The 25,314-nt window shown below is 30.1% G+C and carries 27 protein-coding genes; 10 read left to right on the top strand and 17 right to left on the bottom strand.

The window, feature by feature from the left end; translation table 11 throughout:
- Positions 1 to 403: 403 nt before the first annotated feature.
- On the bottom strand, positions 404 to 664 hold the full coding sequence (rpsT, locus tag AC5SLY_RS06870; RefSeq protein WP_026362696.1) for a 30S ribosomal protein S20: 261 nt from the start codon (positions 662 to 664) through the stop codon (positions 404 to 406).
- A gap of 50 nt (positions 665 to 714) precedes the next feature.
- Positions 715 to 1,578, bottom strand: coding sequence for a bifunctional DNA-formamidopyrimidine glycosylase/DNA-(apurinic or apyrimidinic site) lyase (gene mutM, locus AC5SLY_RS06865; RefSeq protein WP_011281686.1), 864 nt, complete (start codon positions 1,576 to 1,578; stop codon positions 715 to 717).
- A gap of 35 nt (positions 1,579 to 1,613) precedes the next feature.
- Between mutM and ubiE the strand changes: the two genes are divergently transcribed.
- Genes ubiE through AC5SLY_RS06835 form a run of 6 tightly spaced genes read left to right on the top strand, consistent with a single transcriptional unit; the run spans position 1,614 to position 6,742 of the window.
- Positions 1,614 to 2,318 (top strand): bifunctional demethylmenaquinone methyltransferase/2-methoxy-6-polyprenyl-1,4-benzoquinol methylase UbiE, encoded by a 705-nt coding sequence (gene ubiE, locus AC5SLY_RS06860; RefSeq protein WP_011281685.1) that lies wholly within the window; start codon positions 1,614 to 1,616, stop codon positions 2,316 to 2,318.
- The gene (gene ubiB, locus AC5SLY_RS06855; protein WP_494598824.1) at positions 2,318 to 3,886 is read left to right on the top strand and encodes a 2-polyprenylphenol 6-hydroxylase; all 1,569 of its coding nucleotides are present in this window, start codon (positions 2,318 to 2,320) and stop codon (positions 3,884 to 3,886) included. Before ubiE ends, ubiB begins: the two co-directional genes overlap by 1 nt.
- A gap of 8 nt (positions 3,887 to 3,894) precedes the next feature.
- Positions 3,895 to 5,100 (top strand): bifunctional phosphopantothenoylcysteine decarboxylase/phosphopantothenate--cysteine ligase CoaBC, encoded by a 1,206-nt coding sequence (coaBC, locus tag AC5SLY_RS06850; protein WP_494598823.1) that lies wholly within the window; start codon positions 3,895 to 3,897, stop codon positions 5,098 to 5,100.
- A gap of 6 nt (positions 5,101 to 5,106) precedes the next feature.
- On the top strand, positions 5,107 to 5,544 hold the full coding sequence (gene dut, locus AC5SLY_RS06845; protein WP_494598822.1) for a dUTP diphosphatase: 438 nt from the start codon (positions 5,107 to 5,109) through the stop codon (positions 5,542 to 5,544).
- Positions 5,541 to 6,296 (top strand): HesA/MoeB/ThiF family protein, encoded by a 756-nt coding sequence (locus tag AC5SLY_RS06840; protein ID WP_494598821.1) that lies wholly within the window; start codon positions 5,541 to 5,543, stop codon positions 6,294 to 6,296. Before dut ends, AC5SLY_RS06840 begins: the two co-directional genes overlap by 4 nt.
- On the top strand, positions 6,293 to 6,742 hold the full coding sequence (locus AC5SLY_RS06835; RefSeq protein ID WP_494598820.1) for an SH3 domain-containing protein: 450 nt from the start codon (positions 6,293 to 6,295) through the stop codon (positions 6,740 to 6,742). The genes AC5SLY_RS06840 and AC5SLY_RS06835 overlap by 4 nt, the downstream gene beginning before the upstream one ends.
- Here AC5SLY_RS06835 and AC5SLY_RS06830 read toward each other — a convergent pair.
- The 4 genes from AC5SLY_RS06830 to AC5SLY_RS06815 form a co-directional block, all read right to left on the bottom strand.
- The gene (locus AC5SLY_RS06830) at positions 6,735 to 7,328 is read right to left on the bottom strand and encodes a DUF3501 family protein (RefSeq protein WP_494598819.1); all 594 of its coding nucleotides are present in this window, start codon (positions 7,326 to 7,328) and stop codon (positions 6,735 to 6,737) included. The genes AC5SLY_RS06835 and AC5SLY_RS06830 overlap by 8 nt on opposite strands.
- 2 nt (positions 7,329 to 7,330) lie before the next feature.
- Positions 7,331 to 8,662: a (Fe-S)-binding protein gene (locus AC5SLY_RS06825; RefSeq protein ID WP_494598818.1), complete on the bottom strand. Its 1,332-nt coding sequence runs from the start codon at positions 8,660 to 8,662 to the stop codon at positions 7,331 to 7,333.
- A gap of 57 nt (positions 8,663 to 8,719) precedes the next feature.
- Positions 8,720 to 9,136 carry a rubrerythrin family protein gene (locus AC5SLY_RS06820; RefSeq protein WP_494598817.1) on the bottom strand — a complete coding sequence of 139 codons (417 nt, stop codon included), beginning with the start codon at positions 9,134 to 9,136 and terminating at the stop codon, positions 8,720 to 8,722.
- Positions 9,137 to 9,240: 104 nt separating this feature from the next.
- The gene (locus AC5SLY_RS06815; RefSeq protein WP_006997510.1) at positions 9,241 to 9,669 is read right to left on the bottom strand and encodes a Fur family transcriptional regulator; all 429 of its coding nucleotides are present in this window, start codon (positions 9,667 to 9,669) and stop codon (positions 9,241 to 9,243) included.
- A 73-nt stretch (positions 9,670 to 9,742) separates the two neighbouring features.
- On the opposite strand from AC5SLY_RS06815, the gene fabA reads away from it, so the two are divergent.
- From fabA to AC5SLY_RS06795, 4 genes are all read left to right on the top strand, one after another.
- Positions 9,743 to 10,243 (top strand): bifunctional 3-hydroxydecanoyl-ACP dehydratase/trans-2-decenoyl-ACP isomerase, encoded by a 501-nt coding sequence (gene fabA, locus AC5SLY_RS06810; protein ID WP_020168997.1) that lies wholly within the window; start codon positions 9,743 to 9,745, stop codon positions 10,241 to 10,243.
- Positions 10,243 to 11,454: a beta-ketoacyl-ACP synthase I gene (gene fabB / locus AC5SLY_RS06805; protein WP_494598816.1), complete on the top strand. Its 1,212-nt coding sequence runs from the start codon at positions 10,243 to 10,245 to the stop codon at positions 11,452 to 11,454. Before fabA ends, fabB begins: the two co-directional genes overlap by 1 nt.
- Positions 11,455 to 12,240: an enoyl-ACP reductase FabI gene (locus AC5SLY_RS06800; RefSeq protein WP_006997513.1), complete on the top strand. Its 786-nt coding sequence runs from the start codon at positions 11,455 to 11,457 to the stop codon at positions 12,238 to 12,240.
- 93 nt (positions 12,241 to 12,333) lie between these two features.
- The gene (locus AC5SLY_RS06795) at positions 12,334 to 12,726 is read left to right on the top strand and encodes a cupin domain-containing protein (RefSeq protein WP_494598815.1); all 393 of its coding nucleotides are present in this window, start codon (positions 12,334 to 12,336) and stop codon (positions 12,724 to 12,726) included.
- 74 nt (positions 12,727 to 12,800) lie between these two features.
- On the opposite strand, the gene pnp is transcribed toward AC5SLY_RS06795, so the two are convergent.
- The 11 genes from pnp to AC5SLY_RS06740 are packed head-to-tail and all read right to left on the bottom strand — an operon-like array spanning position 12,801 to position 25,313.
- Positions 12,801 to 14,873: a polyribonucleotide nucleotidyltransferase gene (gene pnp, locus AC5SLY_RS06790; protein ID WP_006997515.1), complete on the bottom strand. Its 2,073-nt coding sequence runs from the start codon at positions 14,871 to 14,873 to the stop codon at positions 12,801 to 12,803.
- A 21-nt stretch (positions 14,874 to 14,894) separates the two neighbouring features.
- Positions 14,895 to 15,143 (bottom strand): 30S ribosomal protein S15, encoded by a 249-nt coding sequence (rpsO, locus tag AC5SLY_RS06785; RefSeq protein ID WP_494598814.1) that lies wholly within the window; start codon positions 15,141 to 15,143, stop codon positions 14,895 to 14,897.
- Between the two features lie 13 nt (positions 15,144 to 15,156).
- On the bottom strand, positions 15,157 to 15,525 hold the full coding sequence (rbfA, locus tag AC5SLY_RS06780) for a 30S ribosome-binding factor RbfA (protein ID WP_006997517.1): 369 nt from the start codon (positions 15,523 to 15,525) through the stop codon (positions 15,157 to 15,159).
- Positions 15,525 to 17,729 carry a translation initiation factor IF-2 gene (gene infB, locus AC5SLY_RS06775; protein ID WP_494598813.1) on the bottom strand — a complete coding sequence of 735 codons (2,205 nt, stop codon included), beginning with the start codon at positions 17,727 to 17,729 and terminating at the stop codon, positions 15,525 to 15,527. The genes rbfA and infB overlap by 1 nt, the downstream gene beginning before the upstream one ends.
- A 10-nt stretch (positions 17,730 to 17,739) precedes the next feature.
- Positions 17,740 to 19,332 (bottom strand): transcription termination factor NusA, encoded by a 1,593-nt coding sequence (nusA, locus tag AC5SLY_RS06770; protein WP_006997519.1) that lies wholly within the window; start codon positions 19,330 to 19,332, stop codon positions 17,740 to 17,742.
- Between the two features lie 59 nt (positions 19,333 to 19,391).
- Positions 19,392 to 20,561 (bottom strand): methionine adenosyltransferase, encoded by a 1,170-nt coding sequence (gene metK / locus AC5SLY_RS06765; RefSeq protein WP_494598812.1) that lies wholly within the window; start codon positions 20,559 to 20,561, stop codon positions 19,392 to 19,394.
- Entirely contained in the window at positions 20,554 to 22,098 is a 1,545-nt protein-coding gene (lnt, locus tag AC5SLY_RS06760) for an apolipoprotein N-acyltransferase (protein WP_494598811.1), read from the bottom strand. Before lnt ends, metK begins: the two co-directional genes overlap by 8 nt.
- A 1-nt stretch (position 22,099) precedes the next feature.
- Positions 22,100 to 22,561, bottom strand: a complete 462-nt coding sequence (gene ybeY / locus AC5SLY_RS06755; RefSeq protein ID WP_494598810.1) for an rRNA maturation RNase YbeY — start codon at positions 22,559 to 22,561, stop codon at positions 22,100 to 22,102.
- Complete coding sequence (locus AC5SLY_RS06750; RefSeq protein ID WP_011281670.1) at positions 22,554 to 23,555, bottom strand: PhoH family protein; 1,002 nt, start codon at positions 23,553 to 23,555, stop codon at positions 22,554 to 22,556. The genes ybeY and AC5SLY_RS06750 overlap by 8 nt, the downstream gene beginning before the upstream one ends.
- Before the next feature lie 2 nt (positions 23,556 to 23,557).
- Positions 23,558 to 24,925 (bottom strand): tRNA (N6-isopentenyl adenosine(37)-C2)-methylthiotransferase MiaB, encoded by a 1,368-nt coding sequence (gene miaB / locus AC5SLY_RS06745; RefSeq protein WP_494587323.1) that lies wholly within the window; start codon positions 24,923 to 24,925, stop codon positions 23,558 to 23,560.
- Complete coding sequence (locus tag AC5SLY_RS06740) at positions 24,903 to 25,313, bottom strand: Fur family transcriptional regulator (protein ID WP_006997525.1); 411 nt, start codon at positions 25,311 to 25,313, stop codon at positions 24,903 to 24,905. The genes miaB and AC5SLY_RS06740 overlap by 23 nt, the downstream gene beginning before the upstream one ends.
- Position 25,314: the final 1 nt, after the last annotated feature.

Here is a 25,314-nt window from a genome sequence, read left to right as displayed (position 1 = left end):
AAAAATTTGTAGGAATAAGGTCAGTTAGAAGCAAAATAATTTTTTTGCAATAAATAATTTTGTAAAAGCAAAAATAAATAAAATTAATATTTGCAATAAATAATTTAGTAAAAATAAAAATAAATTAAATCTATAGGTGATTCATTTCAAACGGGAATATTCTCTCTAAGCTGATATAATATTACAACCAAGAGGTGGTCTGTTTTAAATCTTAAAAATTATTTTGCCACAGTGTTGTTTGATTGAACGATTAAGTTTTACAAATTTAAAATCTATGATTGTGTGATTTATAAATTATGTTTCTTATTGTTTTACTAAATCTATATATAGTTAATCTAAAAATTTGATTTCTTATATGATGTAAGTACTATTAGTTGAAATTTAAAATAGTCGTATAAATTTATTATAAACCTGAAATTTTCTTTGTTATTCTCGAAATGTTTCTTGAAGCATTTGCTTTCTTTATAATTCCAGTTTTTGCAACTTTCATTAACTCAGAGTTCAACTTTGGCAAGAATTTTAGAGCTTCATCTTTTTTCTTTTCTACCAAAAGAAGGTTCATTTTTTTTATAGCATTTCTGTACTTGCTCTTACGAGCCTTATTAACCAATGTTTGTGTAGCAATTCTTCTAATTCTTTTAATTGCTGATTTTGTGTTTGCCATAAGCGCAGTGGTATAGCTTGAGAATTTATACTGGTCAATAGAATAATTCCCTATTTTTGGCATGTATTACAAAAGAATGTTGACCTATTAGATATAAATATTTTCTGAATTTTCCCATTACATTTAGTTCTTAAGCAGCTTAGATTTTCTCTTTGATAAACCCTAAATTCTTTTTGGAAATTTCCACTTTTTCCAGTGATGTTTTTAAAATCTCGAATACTTGACCCTCCTTTTTTAATAGCCCTATTAAGTACACTTTTTGAATAAGTAATAATTTTTTTGCAATCTTGCTTGGTTAACTTTGATGCATAGGTAATTGGATTAATTTTGCATAAAAATAAAATTTCACTAGCATAAATATTTCCAATTCCTGATACAAATTTTTGATCTAATAAGAAACTTTTTATATCCTTTTTTTTATTTGTGAAATAACCAATTAAATATTCTAAGTTAAAATTTTTAAAAAATGGTTCAGGTCCTAAATGACTAAATCTTTTTTCAAGTTCCTTCTTGTTTTCTATAAATTTAAAAAATCCAAATCTTCTAGGATCATTGTATATAACTCTTAAACCTTTAAAATGAATTTCAACATGATTATGTTTTTTTGGTAGGCTTGGTGAATTATAAAAACTAGTATTAGTAAACTTACTAATATTATTTTTTTTTATTAAATGAACAGTTCCAGACATCCCTAAATGAATTAAACAAAAAGATTGATCAGAAAAATTCAAGATCAAATACTTTGAAAATCTAGTTACTTTTTTAATAATTTTATTTTTTAATAATTCTTCAAATTTTAAAGGAATTTTAAACCTTAAATTTCTATTCGTAATTATTATTTTTTTGATTTTTTTATGCTCTAATTTTTTAGATAGCGATTGTTTGACTATTTCTACTTCTGGTAATTCTGGCATTTGAGACTATATTATCAATAAATAATAAATTTAATATGCAGCAATATCTCCAAAACAAAAAGGGCCTTGTCCAAAGTGTCTTTGATAATGTCTATGACAAATATGATTTAATGAATGACTTTATGTCATTGGGTGTTCATAGAATTTGGAAAAAAGATCTATTAAGTTGGATGAACCCTTCAAATAATAAAACTTTAATTGATGTCGCCTGCGGTACTGGAGATCTTGGTAAACTTTTTTTAGATGCAACTGATAAAAATGGTGAAATATTTTGCGTTGATCCAAATAAAGGGATGATTGGTAAAGGCAAAGAAAAGTTAAATACTTATAAAAATATCAATTGGATAATTGCTCCAGCTGAAAAGTTGCCTATTAAAGATAATTCTTGTGATTATTATACAATTAGTTTTGGACTACGAAATACTAAAGATCTAAATAAAGCTTTATCAGAAGCTTATAGAGTTTTAAAACCAGGAGGTCGTTACTTATGTTTAGAATTTTCTAAAATTCAAAACTCTAATTTAGACTTTATATATAAAAATTATTCAAAACTTATTCCTTTAGTTGGAAAAGCTATAGTTGGACAAAAAGAACCTTATGAATATCTGGTTAAAAGTATTGAAGAGTTTATTAATCAAGAGGAGTTAATTGATTTAATGAATAAAAATAAATTTGTTAACTGCAGTTATAGAAACTTATCAGGTGGAATTGTAGCTATTCATTCAGGCTGGAAAATCTAATGTTAAAAAAAATATTCATCTTATTTAAATTAGGAAGAAAATTAGCTCGTTCTGATATATTAACTATTCTTTCTAAGTTTAAAAAACCACCATTAGTAATTAAGATTCTCTTCCAAATACTTTCATTTTCTTTTTCTCCACCTAATAAAAATAATTTAAACGAAAATGAAGGAGCAAAACTTTCTAAGTCGCTACAATCAATGGGAACTACATTTATTAAGTTAGGACAATTTTTGGTTACTAGACCTGATATTATTGGAGATGATTTAGCAAAACAGTTAGAGGGCTTACAAGATAGATTGCCCGCTTTTACTTTAACTGAAGCAAAAGCAATAATTAAAAAAGACCTAGGAGATGATACTTTCAATTCAATCATTGATTTAAGTGAACCAGTTGCAGCAGCTTCAATAGCACAGGTTCATAAAGCAAAAATAAATGACAATGGAATCATAAAAGATGTTGCTATTAAAATTTTAAGACCAAATATAAAAAAAGTATTTAATGAAGAGATAGATGCTTTGATGCTTTTTGCTTTTATGGTTGAGTCATTTATAAAAAAAACAAAAAGGCTGAAATTGGTAGAAGTAGTTTTTCTTCTTAAAGAAATAACTAATTTAGAAATGGATTTAAGATTTGAAGCGGCGGCTGCAAATGAATATGCTGAAAATACAAAGAATGATGCAGGTTTTAGAGTTCCTGCTATTTATTGGAATTTTACAAGCGAAAATGTCATGACACTTGATTGGGTAGAAGGCGTTTCTATTCGTGAAACAGAAGATTTACAAAAAAGAAATATAGATACTAAGAGAATAGCCTCTGATGTTATTCAGCATTTTTTAAGACATGCTGTTAGAGATGGTTTTTTTCATGCTGATATGCATCAAGGAAACATATTTATTGACGATAATGGGCAAATTGTTCCTATAGATTTTGGAATAATGGGAAGATTAGACAATCTTAGCAAAAGATTTTTAGCTGAAATTTTATTTGGATTTATTCAAAGAGACTACAAAAAAGTTGCTGAGGTACATTTGGTTGCTGGTCTAGTTCCTAAAGATGTGCCTGTTAATGATTTAGCACAAGCATTAAGATCAATTGGTGAACCAATTTTTGGTCAATCTGTAAAAGATATTTCTGGGGGAAAATTATTAAAACAACTTTTTGAAGTTACTGAAAAATTTAACATGCAGACTCAACCTCAATTATTAATGTTACAAAAAACAATGGTAGTTGTTGAGGGTGTTGCGAGAAAACTTAACCCTAATACAAATATATGGGAAACTTCAAAACCAGTTTTAGAAAGTTGGTTAAGAGAAACAAAAGATCCAATTAATACCTTAAATGAAAGTTTAAAAAGTACTACTGAAGTAATTAAAAGATTGCCTGATTTTCCAGAGATTATGGATAAAGCCAATCAAGCTTTATCATTTTTAGCAAGTGGACAGATCCCCCAAAATTCAAATTCATTTACTGCCTTAAATGAAAAAAGATCTGAAATGACTGCCTTTAGAAATCAATCTATTGTTGGTTTATTACTGCTTGTAATTTTTGGTCTAGTAGTATTTTAATTCGCACAATGAATAATATATCTGAAAGAAAAATACTTTTAATAATATGTGGTGGCATATCTGCTTACAAAAGTTTAGAATTAATCAGATCATTAAAAAAATTAGGTGCAAAGGTTAAAACTATTCTTACTAAAAGTGCTAAAGAATTTGTAACTCCTTTGTCCGTTGCCTCACTGTCTCAAGAAAAAGTTTATGACGATTTATTTAGCCCTGAAAATGAGGCTGAAATGGATCATATTTCATTGTCTAGATGGGCAGACTTAATTGTTGTAGCTCCAGCTACCGCTAATACAATCTCAAAATTAAGCACAGGGGCTTCAGATGATCTTGCTTCAACTGTAATTTTGGCTTCAGATAAAGATATTTTTTTAACACCAGCAATGAATGTTAGAATGTGGGACCATCCATCAACGAAAGAAAACCTTAAAAAATTAAAATCATTTGGTTATAAAATTATAGGTCCTGAAATTGGAAATATGGCCTGTGGAGAATTTGGTGAAGGTAAAATGACCGAACCAGATGATATTGTTCAAGAAATTAATTTATACTTTAGTGAATTAAATAAAAATTATAAATTAAAAGCCTTAATAACAGCTGGACCAACTAATGAATATATTGACCCTGTAAGATTTATAACAAATAAATCTTCTGGAAAACAAGGTTATGCTTTAGCAAAAGCATTTGCTAAAAAAGGATTTCAAACCACTTTAATTTCTGGACCTACAAATTTAGAAGTAGGCAACAATATAAACTTAATTAAAGTAGAAACTGCAGATGAAATGCTTAAAGCTACACAAAATAATTTACCAACAGATGTAGCAATTTTTTCAGCAGCTGTTGCTGACTTTAAAGTTAAAGAAATAAGTAATAGCAAAATTAAAAAGCAAGAAAAATTAAATCTAGAACTAGAAAAAAATATCGATATTTTAAATTATGTATCAAAACATAATTCTCTTAGACCAAAGTTGGTAATTGGATTTGCTGCAGAAACTAATAATATAGAAGAAAATGCAAAAAAAAAATTAGATGAAAAAAACTGTGATTGGATAATTGCAAATGATGTTTCCAATAAAGCAATTGGATTTGACTCTAGTTTTAATGAAGTTTCGATTTATTATAGAGATAAAAATATGGATGATGAAAGGCTTGCAATAAAAAGTAAATCTGAAATTTCTGATGAAATAGTAGATAGAGTTATTAAAAGATTAAATTAAAATTCAGTGGCTAAAGTATTAATCAAAAAATTAAATCCTAAAGTAGAATTACCTGCTTACAAAACAGATGGTGCTTCAGGTATGGATTTGATGGCTTTTATAGAGGAGCCTATTAGAATAGCACCTAATAGCTCATATTTGGTTCCTACAGGGCTTTCAATGGCATTTTCAGAGGATTATGAAGTTCAAATTCGTCCTCGATCTGGTTTGGCTGCTAAAAAAAGTATTACAGTTTTAAACACTCCGGGGACAATTGATAGTGATTATAGAGGAGAAATTAAAGTTATACTTTTTAATCATAGTAAAGAAGATTTCCTTATCAACAATAAAGATAGAATAGCACAAATGGTCTTAATGCCTGTAATTAAGATGGAGTTTGAAGAAACAGATAATTTACCTGATACATTGCGAGGTGATGGTGGATTTGGCTCAACAGGTAAATGAATAGCCAATTAAAAAAAGCATCAATAGAAAGATACTCAAGACAAATAGTACTAAAAGATATTGGCACTATTGGACAAAAAAAAATTATATCTTCAAAAGTTTTAATTGTTGGAATGGGTGGTCTAGGATCTCCTGTTGCAGAATTTCTTGCAAGAGCTGGAGTTGGTTCGATAGGTATAGTTGATGATGATAAAGTTAATTTATCTAATCTACACAGACAAAGTCTTTATAACACCAGCGATATAGGAAAATTTAAAGTTCAAGTAGCAAGGGTTAAAATTAAAAAAATAAACCCAAGTATTAAAATTAAAATTTACAAAATAAGACTTGATAAAAATAACTTTAAGAAAATTATAAAAGATTATGATTATATAGTTGATGGTTCTGATAATTTTTCAACAAAATTTTTATTAAATGATTTTTGTTATAAATTTAAAAAAATACTTGTAACCGGAGCCATAAGTAAATTTGACGGTCATATATTTACTTTTAATTTTAAAAATAAAAAAATTCCATGTTTAAGATGTTTTTTTCAAGACTCTGATATTTCAGATGACTTATTAAATTGCGAGTCAGAAGGTATTCTTGGCACTGTTGCTGGTATAATTGGAACAATACAAGCAAATGAAGTTTTAAAGAAAATACTTGGTATTGGAAAAAGTCTTGATGGATATATTTTTATCTTAGATTTATTACAATTAAATTTTAGAAAAGTTAAACTTAAAAAAAGAAAAAACTGTTTTTGTAAATGATAAAAAAAATAGCTATCTGGTTTTTGTGTCTATCAGTTTTATTTGGTCAATTTTCAATGGCAGAAGAAAAGTTTCTTTCTTTAAAAAAAAGTAAAGTAAATGTTCGATATGGACCAAGTTTTGATTCAAAAATCAAATATATTTATAAAAAAATAAATTTACCGATAAAACAAATAGATCAAAAAGAAAATTTTAGGAGAATTGTAGATTTAAAAAATAATAGTGGATGGATCCACATTTCTCAGATTAAAAAATCAAATTCTATTATTATTTTAGAAGATAAAATTTTATATAAAAAACCATCTAACTTTTCAAAACCAATAGCCAAACTAGAAAAGGGAAGACTATTAATCTTAAAAAAATGTAAAAATATATGGTGTAACGTAAAAACTGAAAATTATTCAGGCTGGGTCAAAACTGAAAATATTTGGGGTTCTATTAGATAAAATCATCACATAGCGATTTAATGCTATTTTCTGATAGTTTTGTTGTGTGAGTATACTCTTTATGATCAATCCCAAGTTCAATAATTGCACTATCTGATTTAAATTTAGAAATTTGATCATCATTTAATTTGAAATGGATAAACTGTACTGAAGAAGCTTTTCCTTCTGCTGATGTTCTGTCAACATCTGCTTCTGGAACTGCTTTAACAATTTCATTATTAATTTTCATAAATACCTTTTCTTCAATACCTCCGACTTTACCTAAAAATTTAGCTCTTGAAATTGGATTATCAATTTCAAACATTAAAGTTGCTATAAGTTCTTTTCCACTTGGTACTAAGGGATTGTAGGCTATTAATTCATCTTTTAATTGCTCATCTCCACCTTTTTCGATGTGAAGCATTTCTTGAACTTGGGCAACCATAGTTTCAAAACTTTCAAAATAAAAGGTAGCATAAGGACCAAGTGCTATTCTTCTATCTTTTTTAAACTCAACTAAATCTTTTCTGATTTGTTTTCTACTTTTTGCGTAAACATCAGATGGTAGTAAGTCTTCTTTTTCTATTTGTCTTTTTTCTTTACTCATAATTACAATCTATAACTTTTTGCCATCAATTCGATAGGATGAAGTGCCTCATCATTTGAAATATTTGTGTCTGTTTCTAATTGTTTCAAATGCTTGCCTGCCAAAGGACAATCTGAAGCCATGTATTTATTATTTTTATTTTTAATTTGTTTTGCTGTTGGTGTTCCAACTTTTATAGCTAGATCGTGAGTTTCCTTCATGACACCAAAAGTTCCTCCGTGACCAGCACATCTTTCAACAACATCCATTTTTATATTCGGAATAAATTTGAGCATATCTCTAGATTTAATACCCATATTTTGTGCTCTTGCATGACAAGCGTTGTGAACTGTAACCCCACCATCAATTTCTTGTAAGCCCTCTGCTAAGCCTTCGTTTTGTGCTATATCAACGATATACTCATCTATATCACTAACACTTTTTGAAAGTCTTTTAATATTTTCATCGTTTGGCAATAGCAAAGGCCATTCAAATTTTAACATTAGACCACAGCTGGCTGTTAGAGTAATAATTTGATAACCCTTGTCTATCCACTCTAATAAATCTTTGGAAACTTTTTTGGCTTGCTCCACAACTTTTGGTAAATCTGCTTGCTCAAGATAAGGCATTCCACAACAACCTGGGTAAGCTTCTTGAACCTCTACTCCATTTTTTTTTAAAACTTTTAATGCAGCTACACCAGTGTCTTTTTTATTAAAATTAACAAAGCATGTTGAATAAATTACAACTTTTCTATCTTTAGATGGAGCTTCACTGTTTACTGGAATATTATTTTTTTTAAAATATTTTGTAAATGTTTCTGAATTGTAGGTTGGAAGCTTAACCCTCATATCAATTCCAGCAACTAATTCTAATATTTTTCTAAAAAATGTATTTTTAATGTTTGATGCCCAGTTTATAAGTGATGATAACATTACACCAATTTTTGCATTTCTATCAATTCGAGCTAATTGTGCCGGTACTGCAGGTAATTTATTTAATTTTTTTTGAGCTGTTCTGTATCTCAACATTAAGTGAGGAAAGTCTAAATCAAAATCGTGTGGCGGTACATAAGGACACTTGGTCATAAAACACATATCACACAATGTGCAAGCATCTACTACAGGTTCAAACTGTTCACTTTTTAAACTTTCTACATCCTCATTTTCTGACTCATCTATCATGTCAAATAATTTTGGAAACGAGTCACATAAATTAAAACATCTTCTACATCCATGGCAGATATCGAATGCTCTTCTCATTTCGTCATCTAATTTTTTAGGATCTAAAAAATCTGGATGCTCAAAATTGATTGGGTGTCTAATGGGTGCGTCTATACTGCCTTCTTTACTCATATTTAAAATTTTAGGATTTAATGGTGGGGGAAAACCCCACCATAAATTAAGTTTTATTTACGCAATAGATTCTAATGTTTTTTGGAATTTACCTGCGTGTGATTTTTCAGCTTTTGCTAAAGTTTCAAACCAATCAGCTATTTCTGGAAAACCTTCTTCTCTAGCTGTTTTTGCCATACCTGGGTACATGTCTGTATATTCATGAGTTTCACCTTGTACTGCTGAAGCTAAATTTGCTTTAGTCTCACCAATTGGCAGTCCCGTTGCTGGATCTCCAACTTCTTCAAGATACTCAAGGTGTCCATGTGCATGACCTGTTTCACCTTCAGCTGTAGATCTAAATACTGATGCTACATCGTTATAGCCTTCGATATCTGCTTTTTGAGCAAAATATAAATAACGTCTGTTTGCTTGGCTCTCACCTGCAAATGCATCCTTTAAGTTTTCTTCTGTTTTACTTCCTTTTAATGGCATATTTTTCTCCTTAATGATTATGGTGAACATATAATCATTCTAAACTGTAAGTCAACAGTTTAGAATTATTTTAATGTAATTATTAAATTATTGAAATTATTGAATTATTTTTGAGTTTGATTATCAGTTGCAACTTTAATCAATACTTCTACTGATTTTATTTTTTTTCCTGTGATATTTCTTTTTATATTCACTGAATCAATTTCTTCGTTGCTACAATCAATCAACTCATTTGTATCTTCGTCAAAAAAGTGATGGTGTTCAGTTACGTTAGTGTCAAAATAACTTTTATCACTATTAATTGAAATTTCTTTTAAGTATCCTTTTTTCTTAAATGCATGAATTGTATTATAAACTGTTGCTAGGGAAATTTTTTCACTCAACTTTTCTTCAATAATTTTGGTCAAATCATTTATTGTAAAATGAAAAGTTTTTTCAGGTGAAAACAATACTTCACAGATTTTTAACCTTTGTCTAGTTGGTCTTAAGCCAGATTCTCTCAGTTTTTCTTTGTATATATTAATATTATTCATTGTTGTTTATAATAATTCTAAACTATTTCTATATTATAATCATCATAAATCAAGTATTAAGGGACTGAAATTTATGAAAAAAAACTCATTCACATATGATGAGCTAATAAGCTGCGGAAATGGCGAACTTTTTGGCCCAGGTAATGCAAAATTACCGCTTCCACCAATGCTCATGTTTGATAGAATAACAGAAATCAACGAGGACAATGGTGCTTTTAGTAAAGGCTCTTTAAAAGCAGAGCTTGATATCAAAGAAGACCTTTGGTTTTTTGATTGTCACTTTAAAGGAGACCCTGTTATGCCAGGTTGTCTTGGCTTGGATGCTATGTGGCAGTTAGTAGGTTTTTATCTTGGTTGGCTTGGCAATCCAGGCAAAGGGAGAGCTTTAGGCGTGAGTACAGTAAAATTCACTGGTGAAGTTTTACAAAATGTTAAAAATGTAAGATATGAAATTGATATGAAAAAAATTATGGCACCAGGTGGAACAACAGTTGGTTTGGCAAATGGTTTAGTATTTGCCGATGACAAGAAAATATATTCAGCAGAAAGTTTAAAAGTGGGGTTATTTAAATAATGAGAAGAGTAGTAGTTACAGGTTTGGGAGTTGTTTCTTGTTTGGGGAATAATCAAGAAGAAGTTTATCAATCTCTTTTAAATTCAAAATCTGGAATATCTTTTTGCGAGGAATATAAAGAGCATAATTTAAGAAGCCACATTCATGGCAAACCAAATATTAAACTTGAAGAACATGTCGATAGAAAAACTATCAGATTTATGGGCTCTGGATCTGCATATAATTACATTGCAATGAAAGAAGCTATTAAGGATTCAGGATTAGAGGATAAGGATATAAGTAATTTTAAAACTGGAATAGTTATGGGTTCTGGGGGTCCTTCAATAGAGAATGTTGTTTTATCAGTTGATAAGACTAGAGCCAAAACTCCAAAGTTAATGGGACCATTTATTGTTCCAAGAACTATGGCTAGTACATCTTCAGCAACTCTTGCTGTACCTTTTAAAATTAAAGGAGTTAATTATACGATGAGTTCTGCGTGTGCAACTAGCGGACACTGTATCGGTCATGCAAGTGAATTAATTCAAATGGGTAAACAAGACGTTGTGTTTGCAGGTGGTAGTGAAGAATTACACTGGGCAATGACTGCAATGTTTGATGCGATGACTGCATTATCTTCTAAATACAATGATGCGCCTGAAACTGCTTCTAGAGCTTATGATAAGACTAGAGATGGCTTTGTAATAGCAGGTGGTGGTGGAGTTTTGGTGCTTGAGGAATACGAGCATGCAAAAGCAAGAGGTGCAAACATATATGCTGAATTAACAGGCTATGGCGCGACTTCTGACGGGTATGATATGGTAGCCCCATCTGGTGAAGGTGCTGTTAGATGTATGAAAATGGCTTTAGCAACTGCTAAGAATAAAATGGACTACTTAAACACTCACGGAACTTCAACTCCTGTTGGAGATATAACAGAACTTAGAGGTGTTGGAGAAGCATTTGGTGCTGAGGTACCAAAAATAAGTTCTACTAAATCCCTTTCTGGTCACCCACTAGGTGCTGCTTCAGTTCATGAGGCAATTTATAGTTTAATCATGATGAAAAATAATTTTATCACAGCTTCAGCTAACATCACTGAAATGGATGATGAAGCAAAAAAATTCCCAATCGTTACTAAAACTGAAACAGATGTTAAATTAAACTCTGTTATGTCTAACAGCTTTGGTTTTGGTGGAACAAATGCAACTTTAATTTTTGAAAAGGTTTAAATGAGTTTAATGAAAGGCAAAAGAGGATTAATCATGGGCGTTGCCAATGAAAGGTCTATCGCTTGGGGTATTTCGCAGAAACTTGCAGAAGCTGGAGCAGAACTTGCATTCACTTATCTTGGTGATGCATTAAAGAAAAGAGTAATCCCTTTAGCAGAAAAATTAAATTCAAAAGCTACATTTAGTTGTGATGTTGAGAATAAAGAAGAAGTAATAAAACTTTTTGAAGATATTAAATCTGAATGGGGACAAATAGATTTTGTGGTTCACGCAGTTGCATTTTCAGATAAATCAGAATTATCAGGTGAGTATTTAAACACTACTAGAGAAAACTTTTTAAGAAGTATGTTAATCTCATGTTTTTCATTTACAGAAGTTGCAAAAGAAGCATCTAAAATAATGAAAGAAGGTGGAAGCATGTTAACCTTAACTTACGAATCTACTAAAGCTATTCCAAATTATAACGTAATGGGTGTTTGTAAATCAGCTCTTGAGGCAAGTGTTAAGTACCTTGCAAGAGATTTAGGTGCTAAAGGCATGAGAGTGAATGCTATAAGTGCTGGACCCATTAAGACTTTGGCAGCTTCTGCTATTGGAGATGCAAAGTTCTTATACAAGTGGAATGAAGATCATTCTTTCCTTAAAAGAAACGTAGATATTCATGATGTTGGAAATTCAGCATTATATCTATTAAGCGACCTTGCAAATGGTGTTACTGGTGAAATTCATTACGTAGATGCTGGATATAACAAGGTTGGAATGCCAGATCCTAAAAATATTACCTAAAATATAGTTAAATTTAGTTAAAAAAATTTGGAAGAATTTTTTAGACTTAATAATTTATATTTAAAAAAAATAAGACATAAGCTAAGATTTTGAATGATTTTTGTAAAAAATCTTGCTTCTGTTTTGAGTCAAGAATGGTCATCAACTGAAAAGTATCCTGGAGTAAGGTGGAAATTTTTAATTGATGCAGATTTTGATGGTAGTTCTGGTTTATCCCTTGGTTTTGCTGAAATAGTGCCTGGTGGAGATTTAACACTTCATTATCACTCACCAGCAGAAATATATGTGGTTACCAATGGTACGGGAATTTTAAATAAATCAGGTAAACTTGAAACAATTAAAAAGGGCGATGTAGTTTATATAGCTGGAAATGCTGAACATGCCTTAAAAAATAATGGAAAAGAAACCCTTGAATTTTATTGGATTTTTCCGACAGATCGTTTTTCAGAAGTAGAATACTTTCCAGCAAAACAAAAGAGTGTGTAAGGTTTTTAATAAAAGCCCCATAAAAAAACTCCCCAGAACTTTCATTCCAGGGGTTTAGAATTTTAATTTAAAAATTATTCAGCAGCTTGTTTCATAGAAAGTTTAACTTTACCTCTATCGAAACCAATCACTTTAACTTTTACTTCGTCACCTTCTTTAACAATATCAGTAACTTTTTCTACTCTTTTAGTAGCAAGTTCTGAAATGTGAACAAGACCATCTTGTTTGCCTAAGAAATTTACAAATGCACCAAACTCCATAATCTTCATTACTTTACCTGAGTAAATTTTATTTAGTTCAGCTTTTGCTGTGATGTCTTTGATCATTTGCATAGCAATGTTTCTAGACTCTTCGTCCGGAGCAGCAACAGTTACCACACCTTCATCGTTCACATCTAGTTTAGCACCTGATTTTTCAACAATTTCTCTAATCGTTGCTCCACCTTTTCCAATTACAGCTGCAATATCTTTTTTATCAACAGTAATTTGTTCCATTTTTGGAGTGTGTTCACCAACATCAGCTCTTGATTCACTTAAAGCTTTGTTCATTTCACCTAAGATATGAATTCTTCCTTCTTTTGCTTGTTTTAAAGCCTGCTCCATGATTTCAAATGTGATACCTGTAATTTTAATATCCATTTGAAGCGAAGTAATTCCATCTTTAGTTCCGGCAACCTTAAAATCCATATCTCCTAGGTGATCTTCATCACCTAAAATATCTGACAAGACACTAAAGTCATCGCCTTCTTTAATTAACCCCATTGCAATACCTGCAACTGGCTCTTTAATTGGCACTCCAGCATCCATAAGTGCAAGAGATGCACCACAAACACTTGCCATTGATGAAGAACCATTGGATTCTGTAATTTCTGACACTATTCTGAAAGTATATGGAAACTCTTCCTTTGGAGGTAATGAAGAGTTAATTGCTCTCCATGCTAATTTTCCATGACCAACTTCACGTCTTCCAGTTCCAATTCTTCCAGTTTCACCAACTGAGAAAGGAGGGAAGTTGTAATGAAGCATAAATCTTTCTCTATGCTGTCCATCTAAACTTTCCAATCTTTGTTCATCATCAGATGTACCTAAAGTAGTAACTACAATCGCTTGTGTTTCACCTCTAGTAAATAGAGCTGATCCGTGAGTTCTTGGTAAAACACCAACCTCACACTCAATAGCTCTTACATCAGCTAAACCTCTGCCATCAATTCTTTTTTTATTTTTAAGAATGTCAGTTCTAACAATTTTCTTTTCAAGATTTTTTAATTCATCATTAACGTTAAAATCAGAATAATTTTCATCCTCTGCAAAAAGTTGTTTTGCTTTATCAGAAATTTCTGAAATTTGATTTGATCGTTCTTGTTTGTCTATTGTTGCAAAAGCTTTAGTTAAATCTTCTGTAAAGTTTTCTTCAAGTTTTTTCTTAACTTCCGATAAATCTTTTTTCTCAACAGTCCATTCTGGTTTCCTGCATTCTTTTGCAAGTTCCTCGATCATTTCGATTACTGGAACAAAACCTTCGTGACCAAACTTAACTGCATCTAACATTACTTCTTCTGTTAAACCTGACGTTTCTGACTCAACCATCAGCACAGCATCTTTAGTACCAGCTACAACTAAATCTAAAGTAGAGTTTTCTAACTCAGCTTTTGATGGGTTTAATATGTATTTTCCATCAACTAAACCAACTCTTGAAGCACCTACTGGTCCCATAAATGGCATTCCTGAAATGGCTAATGCAGCTGATGAAGCTGTAATTGCTAAAATATCTGGTTGATTGTCTTTATCATATGAAATTACAGTTGGTAACAACTGAACTTCATTTTTAAATTCACTTGGAAACAAAGGTCTGATGGGTCTATCAATTAATCTTGAAATCAATTGTTCACTTTCAGTTGGTCTTGCCTCTCTTTTAAAATATCCACCAGGAATTTTACCACCTGCATAATATTTTTCTTGGTAATTTACAGACAGAGGAAAATAATCCATATCTGGATTTACTTTTTTGGCACCTACTACTGTTGCTAAAATAACTGTTTCACCACATGAAGCAATGATTGCTCCGTCTGCTTGTCTTGCTACTTTACCTGTTTCTAAACTTATCTTCTTACCTGCTACTTCAATTTCCTTCTTGTATACTTTGAACATCTATTTTCCGTTTCCTTCTGTCTATTTTCTTAAATTTAATTGAGTTAATACATTTTTGTAAGAATCAAATTTATTTTTCTTTAAATATTCTAACAATTTTTTTCTTCTATTTACTGCTCTTAATAATCCAACTGAAGAGTGTTTATCTTTTTTGAATTGTTTAATGTGTGCTGAAAGAGTTTCAATTTTTTCTGTTAATAATGCAATTTGTACTTCTGAAGAACCAGTGTCCTTCTCGTGCATTTTTAATTCTTCTGCTTTTTTCGTCATACTATTTATTTTCCTATTTATTTGTTTGTTTTATTAAGTTTTCTATTTTTTCTGCGTACTCAAATGAGTCGTCTTTAGCAAAAAGTATTTTTGGTAAATATTTCATAATTATTTTTTTAGATAAAGCTTTTCTAATTAAGAAAGAGTATTCTTTTAATTTTTTAATAACTAACTCCGAATCTTTACCACCTAATGGTAATACGTAAGCTTTTGCAATTTTAAGGTCTTGACTCATTTTTACTTCAGTAACCGTTATAGTATTAGTTTCTAAATTTGGGACCTTAGCTTCATTTCTGGCAAAAATCATGCCTAAAGATTGCCTAATCATCTCTCCAACACGCAATTGTCTCTGTGATACTGGTTTTCCTATTCTATCAGCCATTATACTGTTCTGTCCGTTGTAGTGGTACTAAAGGCCTCTATTGTATCGTTTTTCTGGAAATCGATAAAGTCCTTAAGCGTTATTCCACACTCTTGGCCATTACTAACCTGTTTTGCCTGATCTTTTTCTCTAAAAATAGTACTTATTTTACCCGTATAAATAATTGCTCCATCTCTTACTACCCTAGCACTTGCGCCACTAGTTATTTCACCTTCAGTTACTTTTGAGCCTGCAACTTTTCCTGTACCTGAAACTTTGAAAATTTCTAAAATTTGAGCTGTACCAATAATTTTTTCCTGAACATCTGGAGCAAGAAGTCCTGACATTCTTAATTTAATATAATCCAAAACTTCATAAATAATATTATAAGAAGAGATTTCAATTTTTTCATTTTCTGCTAATTTTTTTGCTTCCTTACTTGGTTTAACATTGAATGCAATTAGTGCAGCGTTAGATGCTTTTGCTAAAGTTACATCTGTTTCTGTTACCATTCCAATATCAGATAAAATTATTTTAGGTTTTACTTCATCATGGGTAATTTGATTAATTGCACTTTTGATTGCCTCTGCAGATCCATGAACATCTGATTTTATGATAATATTTAATTCTGCAGCTGACTTATCAGCAAAAGCTGAGTCTTGAGTAGCAAAAGTTAAAGGACTTCCACCAGCTTTGCTTTCTTCTGCTCTATTCTGACTTAATGTTTTTGCCTCTTTTTCTGAATCTAGTACAATAAAATCATCTCCAGATTTAGCCGCTCCATTAATTCCAAGAATTTCAACTGGCATTGATGGTGGTGCTTCATTAACATTTTCTCCTTTATCATTAATTAAAGCTCTTACTTTTCCCCATTTTAATCCACTAACAAAGAAATCACCTTTTTTAATTGTTCCAGATGTAACCACAACTGTTGCAACAGCTCCTCTGCCAATATCAATTTTAGATTCTAGAACAATTCCTGTAGCTTTAGATTCAAAGTCAGTTTTTAAGTCTAAAATTTCTGCTTGTAGAACAATCGACTCTACTAACTTATCTAAATTTTTTTTATTTTTTGCAGAAATTTCAACCATTAAAGTATCTCCCGATAGATCTTCTGCAATAAGTTCGTATTCTAAAAGTTGGTTCTTTATTTTTTGTGGATCTGCCTCAGGTAGATCACACTTGTTAATTGCTACAACTATTGGAACGTTCGCAGCTTTTGCATGTTTTATAGATTCAATTGTTTGAGGTTTAACACCATCATCCGCAGCAACTACTAATACTACAACGTCTGTTAATTTTGATCCTCTAGCTCTCATTTCTGTAAATGCAGCATGACCTGGTGTATCAATAAAAGTCAGTTTATTAGATTCATGTTGTATTTGGTAAGCTCCAATGTGTTGTGTTATTCCACCAAATTCCCCAGAGACAACATTCGCACTTCTTAAAACATCCAATACCGAGGTCTTTCCATGATCGACGTGGCCCATCACAGTTACGATTGGTGGTCTATTCTTTAAATTTTCAGATCTAGACTCTTTTATTTTTTGAATAATTTCTTCTGCTTTTGTTTCTCTAATCGGATTGTGGCCAAATTCTTTTACTAAGTATTCAGCAGTATCTGCTGCTAATGTTTGATTGATAGTAACCGTAACACCCATTCCAAATAAATGTTTGATAACATTGTTTGATTGCTCAGCCATTCTGTTAGATAGTTCTCTCACTGTTATTGCTTCAGGAATATTTACATCTCTTTTTACAGGCTTTAAGCTTTCTTGAATTTCCTCTTTAGTAAGTTCTCTATTTTCTTTTAATTTTGCTCTTTTAAGCGAAGCCATACTTCTTGATCTTGCTTCAATCTCATCACTTAAAGCTCTTGATACTGTTAATTTTAATTCTCTTTTTTTAGTTTCAGGTTTACCTGTATCCCCTTTCAATCTTCTAGTTGCTCTTTGTTCAGCTAACTTACGTTTTTCATAATCATTAGTTATTGGAGAAGCCGGTTTAGGTGCTGATGTGGTTCTTGGAGGGAAACTACTTGTTGTTGATACTGCTGGTTTTGACCTAACACTAGCAGGTCTAGTAAAGTTACTTCTAGGTGCGAATTTGCTGGGCTTTTTTTCAATTACAACGGAATTTTTACTTTGAGTTTTTGCTAACTCTATATTCTCTATCGATTTCTTGGCTATGCCAGACAGTGTTAATTTTGTTTTTTTGTTTTCCATATTTCATTACTCAATCTTTGTAAATTATGCTTCTTGCAGACATTATTAATTCATCCGCTTCTGTTTTTGATAAAGCAAAATCTTCAAGGTATCCTTGAATCTTAATTCTTTCACCTTTCACAACATCATAACCACCTGTCAATTCATCAGAGGCAAGGTCTGCGAAATCTTCTAATTTTAAAATCTTTTGCTCTCCTAAAGTAACTAACATTCCAGGGGTCAGTCCTTTGTGATTTATAAGATCATCTTGAAGTCCCAAATCTTTAATTCTTTGAGTAATATCTTCTTGATCTTTTTGGTAAAACTCTTTTGCTCTTTCAATCAAAGCCTTGGCAGTGTCTTCCTCTATACCTTCGATTTTCATTAAATTTTCTGGTGAACTATCTTTAATATCTGAGATTGAAGAAAAACCTTCAGCAACAAGTAATTGTCCTAATGTTTCATCCAGCTCTAAATTTTTAACAAAGTTTTCAGTTTTTTCTTTAAATTCAGATTGTCTTCTTTCTGAATCTTCTGCATCAGTCATTATATTAATTTCGTAATTTAATAATTTAGTAGCAAGTCTTACGTTTTGACCTCTACGACCAATTGCTTTACTTAAATTTTCTTCTGTTAAAATTACATCTAATTTTTTTGCAACACTATCAACGTTCACTCTTTGAACTTCAGCAGGTGACAATGCATTTGAAACTACTATTGCTGGATCTTCAGACCAATTAACAATATCAATTTTTTCACCTTGTAATTCGTTAACCACTGCTTGGACTCTTGATCCTCTCATTCCAACACAAGCTCCTACTGGATCTAATGAAGTATCAACTGCTTTAACACAGATTTTTGCTCTACTTCCAGGATCTCTTGCTGATGATTTGATTTCAATTAAACCATCATAAATTTCAGGAACCTCTTGAACAAATAATTTTTCCATAAATTTTGGATGTGCTCTTGATAAAAATATTTGTTGTCCTCTAGCTTCTCTTTTAACATCATAACAGTAAGCTTTAACTCTATCTCCAGCTTTAATGTTTTCTCTAGGGATCATTTCATTTTTTTGAATAATTGCTTCAGTTCTACCTAAATCAACTATCACATTTCCAAACTCTAGACGTTTAACAATTCCACTTAGAATTGAGTCTTTTTTATCTATAAAATCATTGTATTGTCTTTCACGTTCTGCTTCTCTTACATTAAAACTAATAACTTGTTTTGCTGTTTGTGCAGCTATTCTTCCAAAATCAAAAGAGGGAAGCGGTTGTAAAATTTCGTCACCAATTTTTTTATCTTTGTTGACTTCATTTAAAATTATTGCATCTTGAAGATTAATTTCTGTATTTGTATTTTCTGGCTTTTCTACAACAATTAATTTTCTGAAAATTCCAATATCGCCACTTTCTCTGTCTATTAAAACTTTAATTTCATTGTCCTGTCCAAATTTTGATTTGGCAGCTTTTGCAATTCCAGTTTCCATGGAATCTATAATTAATTCTTTATCTATAGACTTTTCTAAAGCAACTGCTTCAGCAATTCTTAATAATTCTAATTTATCTGATCTTCTATTTAACATAAGTTTATTAGCTCCAAAAAAAAATGGGCTAAAGCCCATTCTGTAATTTCAATAATGTAAGAGCAATATATAAAGATTTTTTTTTAATTCAATAGCAACTATTTAGAAAAAACGTCTTTTTTATCAGTTTTTTCCCATGAAAATGAGCCGTTAGTTTCAGGCACTCTTCCAAAATGACCATAAGCTGCTGTTTTTTCATAAATAGGTTTATTTAAGCCAAGCATTTCTCTTATACCTCTTGGGCTTAAATCAAAATTTTCTGAGATCTTTTCTGTTACAAATTTATTTTTTTCTAAATCATTATCAAATAAATCTACATAAATTGATAAAGGTTTAGAAACTCCAATTGCGTATGCTAGTTGAATTAAACATTTTTCAGCAATGTTAGATGCAACAATGTTTTTAGCAATATATCTTGCTGCATAAGCAGCTGATCTATCAACTTTAGTTGGATCTTTACCAGAGAAAGCTCCTCCACCATGAGGTGCTGCTCCACCATAAGTATCTACAATAATTTTTCTACCTGTTAAACCACAATCACCATCTGGGCCACCAATTACAAAATTTCCAGTTGGATTTATATATAATTCTTCTTCATTAAAATCTTTCAAAAACTTTTCTGGAATTGATTTTAATAAATAAGGTTTTAATAATTCTCTAACTTTAGCTTGATCTACATCTGCTGAGTGTTGTGAAGATATAACAACTGATTTTACTTTGGTTGGTTTTCCATCTACATACTCAAACGTGACCTGACTTTTTGAATCTGGCTCAATATTTTTTAATTTTCCAGATTTTCGATCTTCCGCCATTAATCTCAAAATCTTATGAGAATAATGAATTGGTGCTGGCATTAATTCTTCAGTTTCGTTACAAGCATAACCAAACATTATTCCTTGGTCACCCGCTCCCTCATCTTTATTACTTGATGAGTCCACACCCATGGCTATATCAGCAGATTGTGCATGAAGGTGGCTTTCTATTTTTGTAGCTTCTCTCCAAGTAAAACCATCTTGATCGTACCCTATATCCTTGATGCATTCTCTTACTTTTTGAATAAGGTCTTCTTCTTTGATGCTCGGTCCTCTTACTTCTCCAGCTAAAACAACTTTATTTGTAGTGGTTAAAGTTTCACATGCTACTCTTGAAAAAGGATCACCTGAAAGAAAGCTATCCACAACCATATCAGAAATACGATCTGACACTTTATCTGGATGTCCTTCAGAAACAGACTCGCTTGTAAATAAAAAATTTTTTAAATTACTCATGTGTAATTTTCTTAAATGAAAAAATTAAAAAAATATATAATAAAATAAGTATAAAAAATATCTTATCCCCATAATTTATATAAGGTGTAGATTTAAGGATTTTACTCTCTTTAAAATCAACATAACCAGTAGTACCAAACTCAACTTTTTTTTCTATAATACCTATTGGATTAACAATGGCAGATATTCCATTGTTTGCTGATCTAATTACATATTTTCCACTTTCAATTGATCTAAAGATACTGTGTGCAAAATGTTGTTTTGGGCCAATAGAATTTCCAAACCACCCATCTTCTGAAATATTAATTATATAATCAAAGTTTTTGTCTTTAAATAATCTATTTGAATAAATAATTTCATAACAAATTAAGGGAAGTAATTTTAATTCTATCTTGTCATTTTTTATTAAAAGTGCTTTTTGGTTCTCACCTTTTGAAAAAGATTGGTAATCATTGGTTACTGTTTTAAGTCCTATTAAACTAAGTACTGATTCAAATGGAGTAAACTCTCCAAATGGCACTAAATTATTTTTGTTATAACTATGAATTAAATCCAATTTATTGTTAAAAATCGCCATTGAATTAAAAAATAAATTTTCATTATTTTTAGTTTTTACACTATTTAGACCCATGATAATTAAATCATCACTCGAAAAACTATTTGAAAATAATTCCTTATATATATCCATATCTCTTAAATAACTGTCTGGAATAATTCCTTCAGGCCATAAAAAAATCATTGGCTCTTTTTTTTCTGGACTACTCAAGGTAATTAGTTCTTGTATTATCTTTAATTCATCCTGCTTTGAATAAAATCGGTCTAAACGAATATTGGGTGATACGGCTCTTATTGTAATATTATTTTTAATATCAGCTGTAGTATTAAATTGATTATATTTTAAATTGCCAAAAACTAAAAAACCTACAGAAATTATTATAAAGAAAAAACAGACAATAATTTCTTTTCTGGTTTTTCTTAAGATAAATACAGCTGGAACAGTAAACAAAGATATACAAATTAAATTGAAAGAATAAGTCCCAATTACTGAAAGAATTTGAATAAAATAAATACTTTCTGAAAAACTAAAAGCAATTAAATTCCATGGAAAACCAGTAAGAATGGACCCTCTAATAAATTCAATAGATCCAAATAAAATTGAAAAAATAAAAAATGTACTAACAACATCTCTAGAATAAAAAACAGAAAACAAATAAGTTATTAATCCATAAAATATTGCAAGAAAAGCAGGAAATAAAACTATAGCTATTGGTATTAAAAATTTAAAGCTTTCATCAAAAGTTAAGGAAATTGCAATCCAATATAAACTACATAAAAAATAACCAAAACCAAAAAACCATCCATATTTAAAGAAAGATTTATTATTTGGATTATTTTTTTTTTGTGTAAAAAGAAAAATAAAAAATAACGAAAAAGTAAAAAAATTAATTATAAAATAATTATAAGGTGGCAAGCTGTAAGAGCTGATAGCACCTAAAAAAAATACATATAATATGTTTAAAAAATTTTTTTTAAGCAAGTTAAGCAACTTTTGTTTTGATGAATTTATAAATTAAATCTTCTTCTTTAATCATTTTTTTAAAATCTTTTAGTTTTATATGATCGTGTCCTAATAAATGAAGAAATCCATGAATAAAAATTTTAACGACTTTTTGTTTAAACTCTAAAATGCTTATATTTTTTGGTTTATTCATAAACTCATAGCTAATTACTATATCACCAAGATAATTTGATTTTTTTGGGTTAAATTTTTTCTCAAATGGAAATGATAATACATCTGTAGGTTTATTTTTATTTCTAAAATCTTTATTAAGCTTTTTAATATTCCTATTATTTGAAAGTAAAATTGTTAGATTTATTTTTTTACCAATAAATTTATATTTTTTTGGAAAAAATTTTACAATAGAATTAAAAAAAGTTTTATTTCTTTTGATTTTTTTGCTCCAGAGAGTGCACTCCGAAACTACATCAATTTTAATCATTTTCTTGGTCAGAGTACGCTTTTACAATCTTAGATACCAAAGGATGTCTCACCACATCTGAATGATCAAAATCTACAACTGAAATTTCTTTTAAGTGCCCAAGTAATTTCTTAGATCTACTTAGGCCTGACATGTTTTTATTTGGAAGATCTATTTGAGAAGGATCACCATTTATAACAATTTTAGAATTCTCACCTATACGTGTTAAAAACATCTTAATTTGAGTATCTGTTGCATTTTGGGCTTCATCTAAAATTGCAAAAGAATTCTTTAACGTTCTTCCTCTCATGAAAGCAAGTGGTGCTATTTCAATATCACCAATTTCAATCATTCTCTGTATTTTTTCGAAATCAAATAAATCATAGAGAGAATCATATAGAGGCCTTAAATAAGGATCTACTTTCTCCTTCATATCTCCTGGTAAAAAACCAAGTCTCTCACCAGCTTCTACTGCTGGTCTTGATAGAATAATTCTTTCAATCTTTTTATCAAGCAACATAGTTAATCCAACTGCTACTGCTAAAAAAGTTTTACCTGTCCCTGCAGGGCCTGCAGATATGACAATATCACTTTGTCTTAAAGCTCTAACATATTCTTTTTGTCTCTCTGATCTAGGGATAACAGATTTTTTTGGTGTTTTAATTATATCAGAAACATTTTGATTTTTTACTTTTTCTTCAATCATAAATTTATCTATAGATGAGATTATATCTTTTTTCTCAATACTGCCATTGTTAATAAATTGATTTGCAAGAAATTGAATAGCATTTTTTGTAATTTCGTTTTGTTCTGGGGTTGATTTTATTAAAATAGAATTTCCCCTTGAATAAAGATTTGTATTAGTAATTTTTTCAAGTTCTTTTAAATTTTCATTAAACTCACCAACAACTCCCATTAATAAATCATTATCATGAAAGATAACGCTTAAAGAGTTATTATCAGAGTATACAAATTTTAATGTTGAATTAATTTTTTTTGAAACTGTATTATTCAATTTTAAGCTACCTTTTTTTTAGAGCTTTCAGTTAATTTTCCAAAAAGACTATTTTGATTACTACTTGTTATTTCGACCTGCACAAGTTTTCCAATATTTTCTATATTGCCATCAAAAATTACTGATGTCATATATTCTGTTCTTCCAAATAACTTAATCCCATCTTTCATTTTATTTTCTACTAGAACATTTAAAATTTTATTTTCTAAAGATTTATTTTTTTTTATTTGGTTATTAAATAATTTCTCCTGAATTATCTCTAATCTTTGTTTAGATTTTTTTTGATCCACGAGTGTTAAATTTGCAGCAACGGTTCCTGGTCTTGGGCTAAAGATAAACGAATAAGAGTTGATAAATTTTACTTTTTCAATTAGTTCCATTGTCATTTTAAAATCTTGCTCATCTTCTTCTGGGTATCCAATAATAAAATCACTAGAAAACTCAATTTTTGGGTTAATCTTCCTTAATTTTTCATAAACTAGCAGGTATTCTTCAATGGTGTGTTTTCTATTCATTAGATTTAAAATTTTATTTGATCCACTTTGTACTGGTAAATGAACAAGGGGCATCAGTTTAGATGATGTCTTATAAACATTAATCAAATCATCTGTCATATCCTTAGGATGAGATGTTGTGTATCGAATTCTTTCAAGTTTATCAAAGCTATCAAGTTTGATTAGCAAATCTGATAGTCTATATTCTTTACCTTCCTCATCATAACTGTATGCGTTTACATTTTGACCTAACAAGATAATTTCTTTTGCACCACTTTGAACCAATTCTTTTGCTTCATTTATGATTTGGTCAAAAGGTCTGGAGTATTCTGGTCCACGAGTATAAGGCACTACACAAAAATGACAGAATTTATCACAACCTTCTTGGATTGTTAAAAATGAAGAGACTTTACTGTCTTTATTTTTAATCTGACTTAAATAATTAAATTTAGAAATTGTATCAAATTCTGTTTCTTCCTCTTTTTTTTTGTTTTTTAAATGATTTAATATTGCCTCATTTATTTTATGGTAAGACTGTGGACCAATTACAATATCAATATAAGGTTCTCTTTTTAACATTTCTTGATTTTCAGCTTGAGCAACACAACCAGCAACAATTACAATTGGTTTTTTTTTCTCTCTAAAAATTTTTTTGACTCTTCCTATTTCATGGTAAACCTTTTCTTTTGCTTTATCACGAATATGACAGGTGTTTAAAAGATAACAATTTGCATCCTCATATTTTTCAGTTTTTTCAAAGCCTATTTTTTTTACAGTATCAAATATACGATTTGAATCGTATTCATTCATTTGACAACCGAAAGTTTTAATAAAAATTTTTTTTAACATTGTGTTAGGATTTTTTTTTAACCCCATATAATTCTAATTTGTGATCAACCAATCGATAACCGTATTTATCAGCAATTTTTTCTTGTAGCTTTTCTATCTCTTCATCCACAAATTCAATAATTTCTCCTGATTTAACATCAATTAAATGATCATGATGTCCTTCATTTAATTCCTCGTATCTAGCTTTGCCTCCTTTAAAATCATGTTTAGCTAAAATTCCAGACTCCTCAAAAAGTTTTACTGTTCTATATACTGTGGCAATACTTATTTTTGGATCAATCTTTGAAACTCTATTATATAGTTCATCTACATCTGGATGGTCATTAGACTCTGACATTACTTTTGCGATAATTTTTCTTTGATCCGTTAGTTTAACTCCTTTAGCTAAACATTTTTGTTCAATATTTTCTGACATT

Source organism: Candidatus Pelagibacter sp. PS_23 (assembly GCF_059417905.1).
Note: the sequence above shows the minus strand (reverse complement) of the source record. Positions and strands in the feature narration are given on the sequence as shown.

What these genes read in the sequence shown, in the direction of transcription:
- rpsT (WP_026362696.1), bottom strand. Translation starts at nt 664, where the DNA reads ATGGCAAACACAAAATCAGCAATTAAAAGAATTAGAAGAATTGCTACA.
- mutM (WP_011281686.1), bottom strand. Translation starts at nt 1,578, where the DNA reads ATGCCAGAATTACCAGAAGTAGAAATAGTCAAACAATCGCTATCTAAA.
- ubiE (WP_011281685.1), top strand. Translation starts at nt 1,614, where the DNA reads ATGCAGCAATATCTCCAAAACAAAAAGGGCCTTGTCCAAAGTGTCTTT.
- ubiB (WP_494598824.1), top strand. Translation starts at nt 2,318, where the DNA reads ATGTTAAAAAAAATATTCATCTTATTTAAATTAGGAAGAAAATTAGCT.
- coaBC (WP_494598823.1), top strand. Translation starts at nt 3,895, where the DNA reads ATGAATAATATATCTGAAAGAAAAATACTTTTAATAATATGTGGTGGC.
- AC5SLY_RS06840 (WP_494598821.1), top strand. Translation starts at nt 5,541, where the DNA reads ATGAATAGCCAATTAAAAAAAGCATCAATAGAAAGATACTCAAGACAA.
- AC5SLY_RS06835 (WP_494598820.1), top strand. Translation starts at nt 6,293, where the DNA reads ATGATAAAAAAAATAGCTATCTGGTTTTTGTGTCTATCAGTTTTATTT.
- AC5SLY_RS06830 (WP_494598819.1), bottom strand. Translation starts at nt 7,328, where the DNA reads ATGAGTAAAGAAAAAAGACAAATAGAAAAAGAAGACTTACTACCATCT.
- AC5SLY_RS06825 (WP_494598818.1), bottom strand. Translation starts at nt 8,662, where the DNA reads ATGAGTAAAGAAGGCAGTATAGACGCACCCATTAGACACCCAATCAAT.
- AC5SLY_RS06820 (WP_494598817.1), bottom strand. Translation starts at nt 9,136, where the DNA reads ATGCCATTAAAAGGAAGTAAAACAGAAGAAAACTTAAAGGATGCATTT.
- AC5SLY_RS06815 (WP_006997510.1), bottom strand. Translation starts at nt 9,669, where the DNA reads ATGAATAATATTAATATATACAAAGAAAAACTGAGAGAATCTGGCTTA.
- fabA (WP_020168997.1), top strand. Translation starts at nt 9,743, where the DNA reads ATGAAAAAAAACTCATTCACATATGATGAGCTAATAAGCTGCGGAAAT.
- fabB (WP_494598816.1), top strand. Translation starts at nt 10,243, where the DNA reads ATGAGAAGAGTAGTAGTTACAGGTTTGGGAGTTGTTTCTTGTTTGGGG.
- AC5SLY_RS06800 (WP_006997513.1), top strand. Translation starts at nt 11,455, where the DNA reads ATGAGTTTAATGAAAGGCAAAAGAGGATTAATCATGGGCGTTGCCAAT.
- AC5SLY_RS06795 (WP_494598815.1), top strand. Translation starts at nt 12,334, where the DNA reads ATGATTTTTGTAAAAAATCTTGCTTCTGTTTTGAGTCAAGAATGGTCA.
- pnp (WP_006997515.1), bottom strand. Translation starts at nt 14,873, where the DNA reads ATGTTCAAAGTATACAAGAAGGAAATTGAAGTAGCAGGTAAGAAGATA.
- rpsO (WP_494598814.1), bottom strand. Translation starts at nt 15,143, where the DNA reads ATGACGAAAAAAGCAGAAGAATTAAAAATGCACGAGAAGGACACTGGT.
- rbfA (WP_006997517.1), bottom strand. Translation starts at nt 15,525, where the DNA reads ATGGCTGATAGAATAGGAAAACCAGTATCACAGAGACAATTGCGTGTT.
- infB (WP_494598813.1), bottom strand. Translation starts at nt 17,729, where the DNA reads ATGGAAAACAAAAAAACAAAATTAACACTGTCTGGCATAGCCAAGAAA.
- nusA (WP_006997519.1), bottom strand. Translation starts at nt 19,332, where the DNA reads ATGGGCTTTAGCCCATTTTTTTTTGGAGCTAATAAACTTATGTTAAAT.
- metK (WP_494598812.1), bottom strand. Translation starts at nt 20,561, where the DNA reads ATGAGTAATTTAAAAAATTTTTTATTTACAAGCGAGTCTGTTTCTGAA.
- ybeY (WP_494598810.1), bottom strand. Translation starts at nt 22,561, where the DNA reads ATGATTAAAATTGATGTAGTTTCGGAGTGCACTCTCTGGAGCAAAAAA.
- miaB (WP_494587323.1), bottom strand. Translation starts at nt 24,925, where the DNA reads ATGGGGTTAAAAAAAAATCCTAACACAATGTTAAAAAAAATTTTTATT.
- AC5SLY_RS06740 (WP_006997525.1), bottom strand. Translation starts at nt 25,313, where the DNA reads ATGTCAGAAAATATTGAACAAAAATGTTTAGCTAAAGGAGTTAAACTA.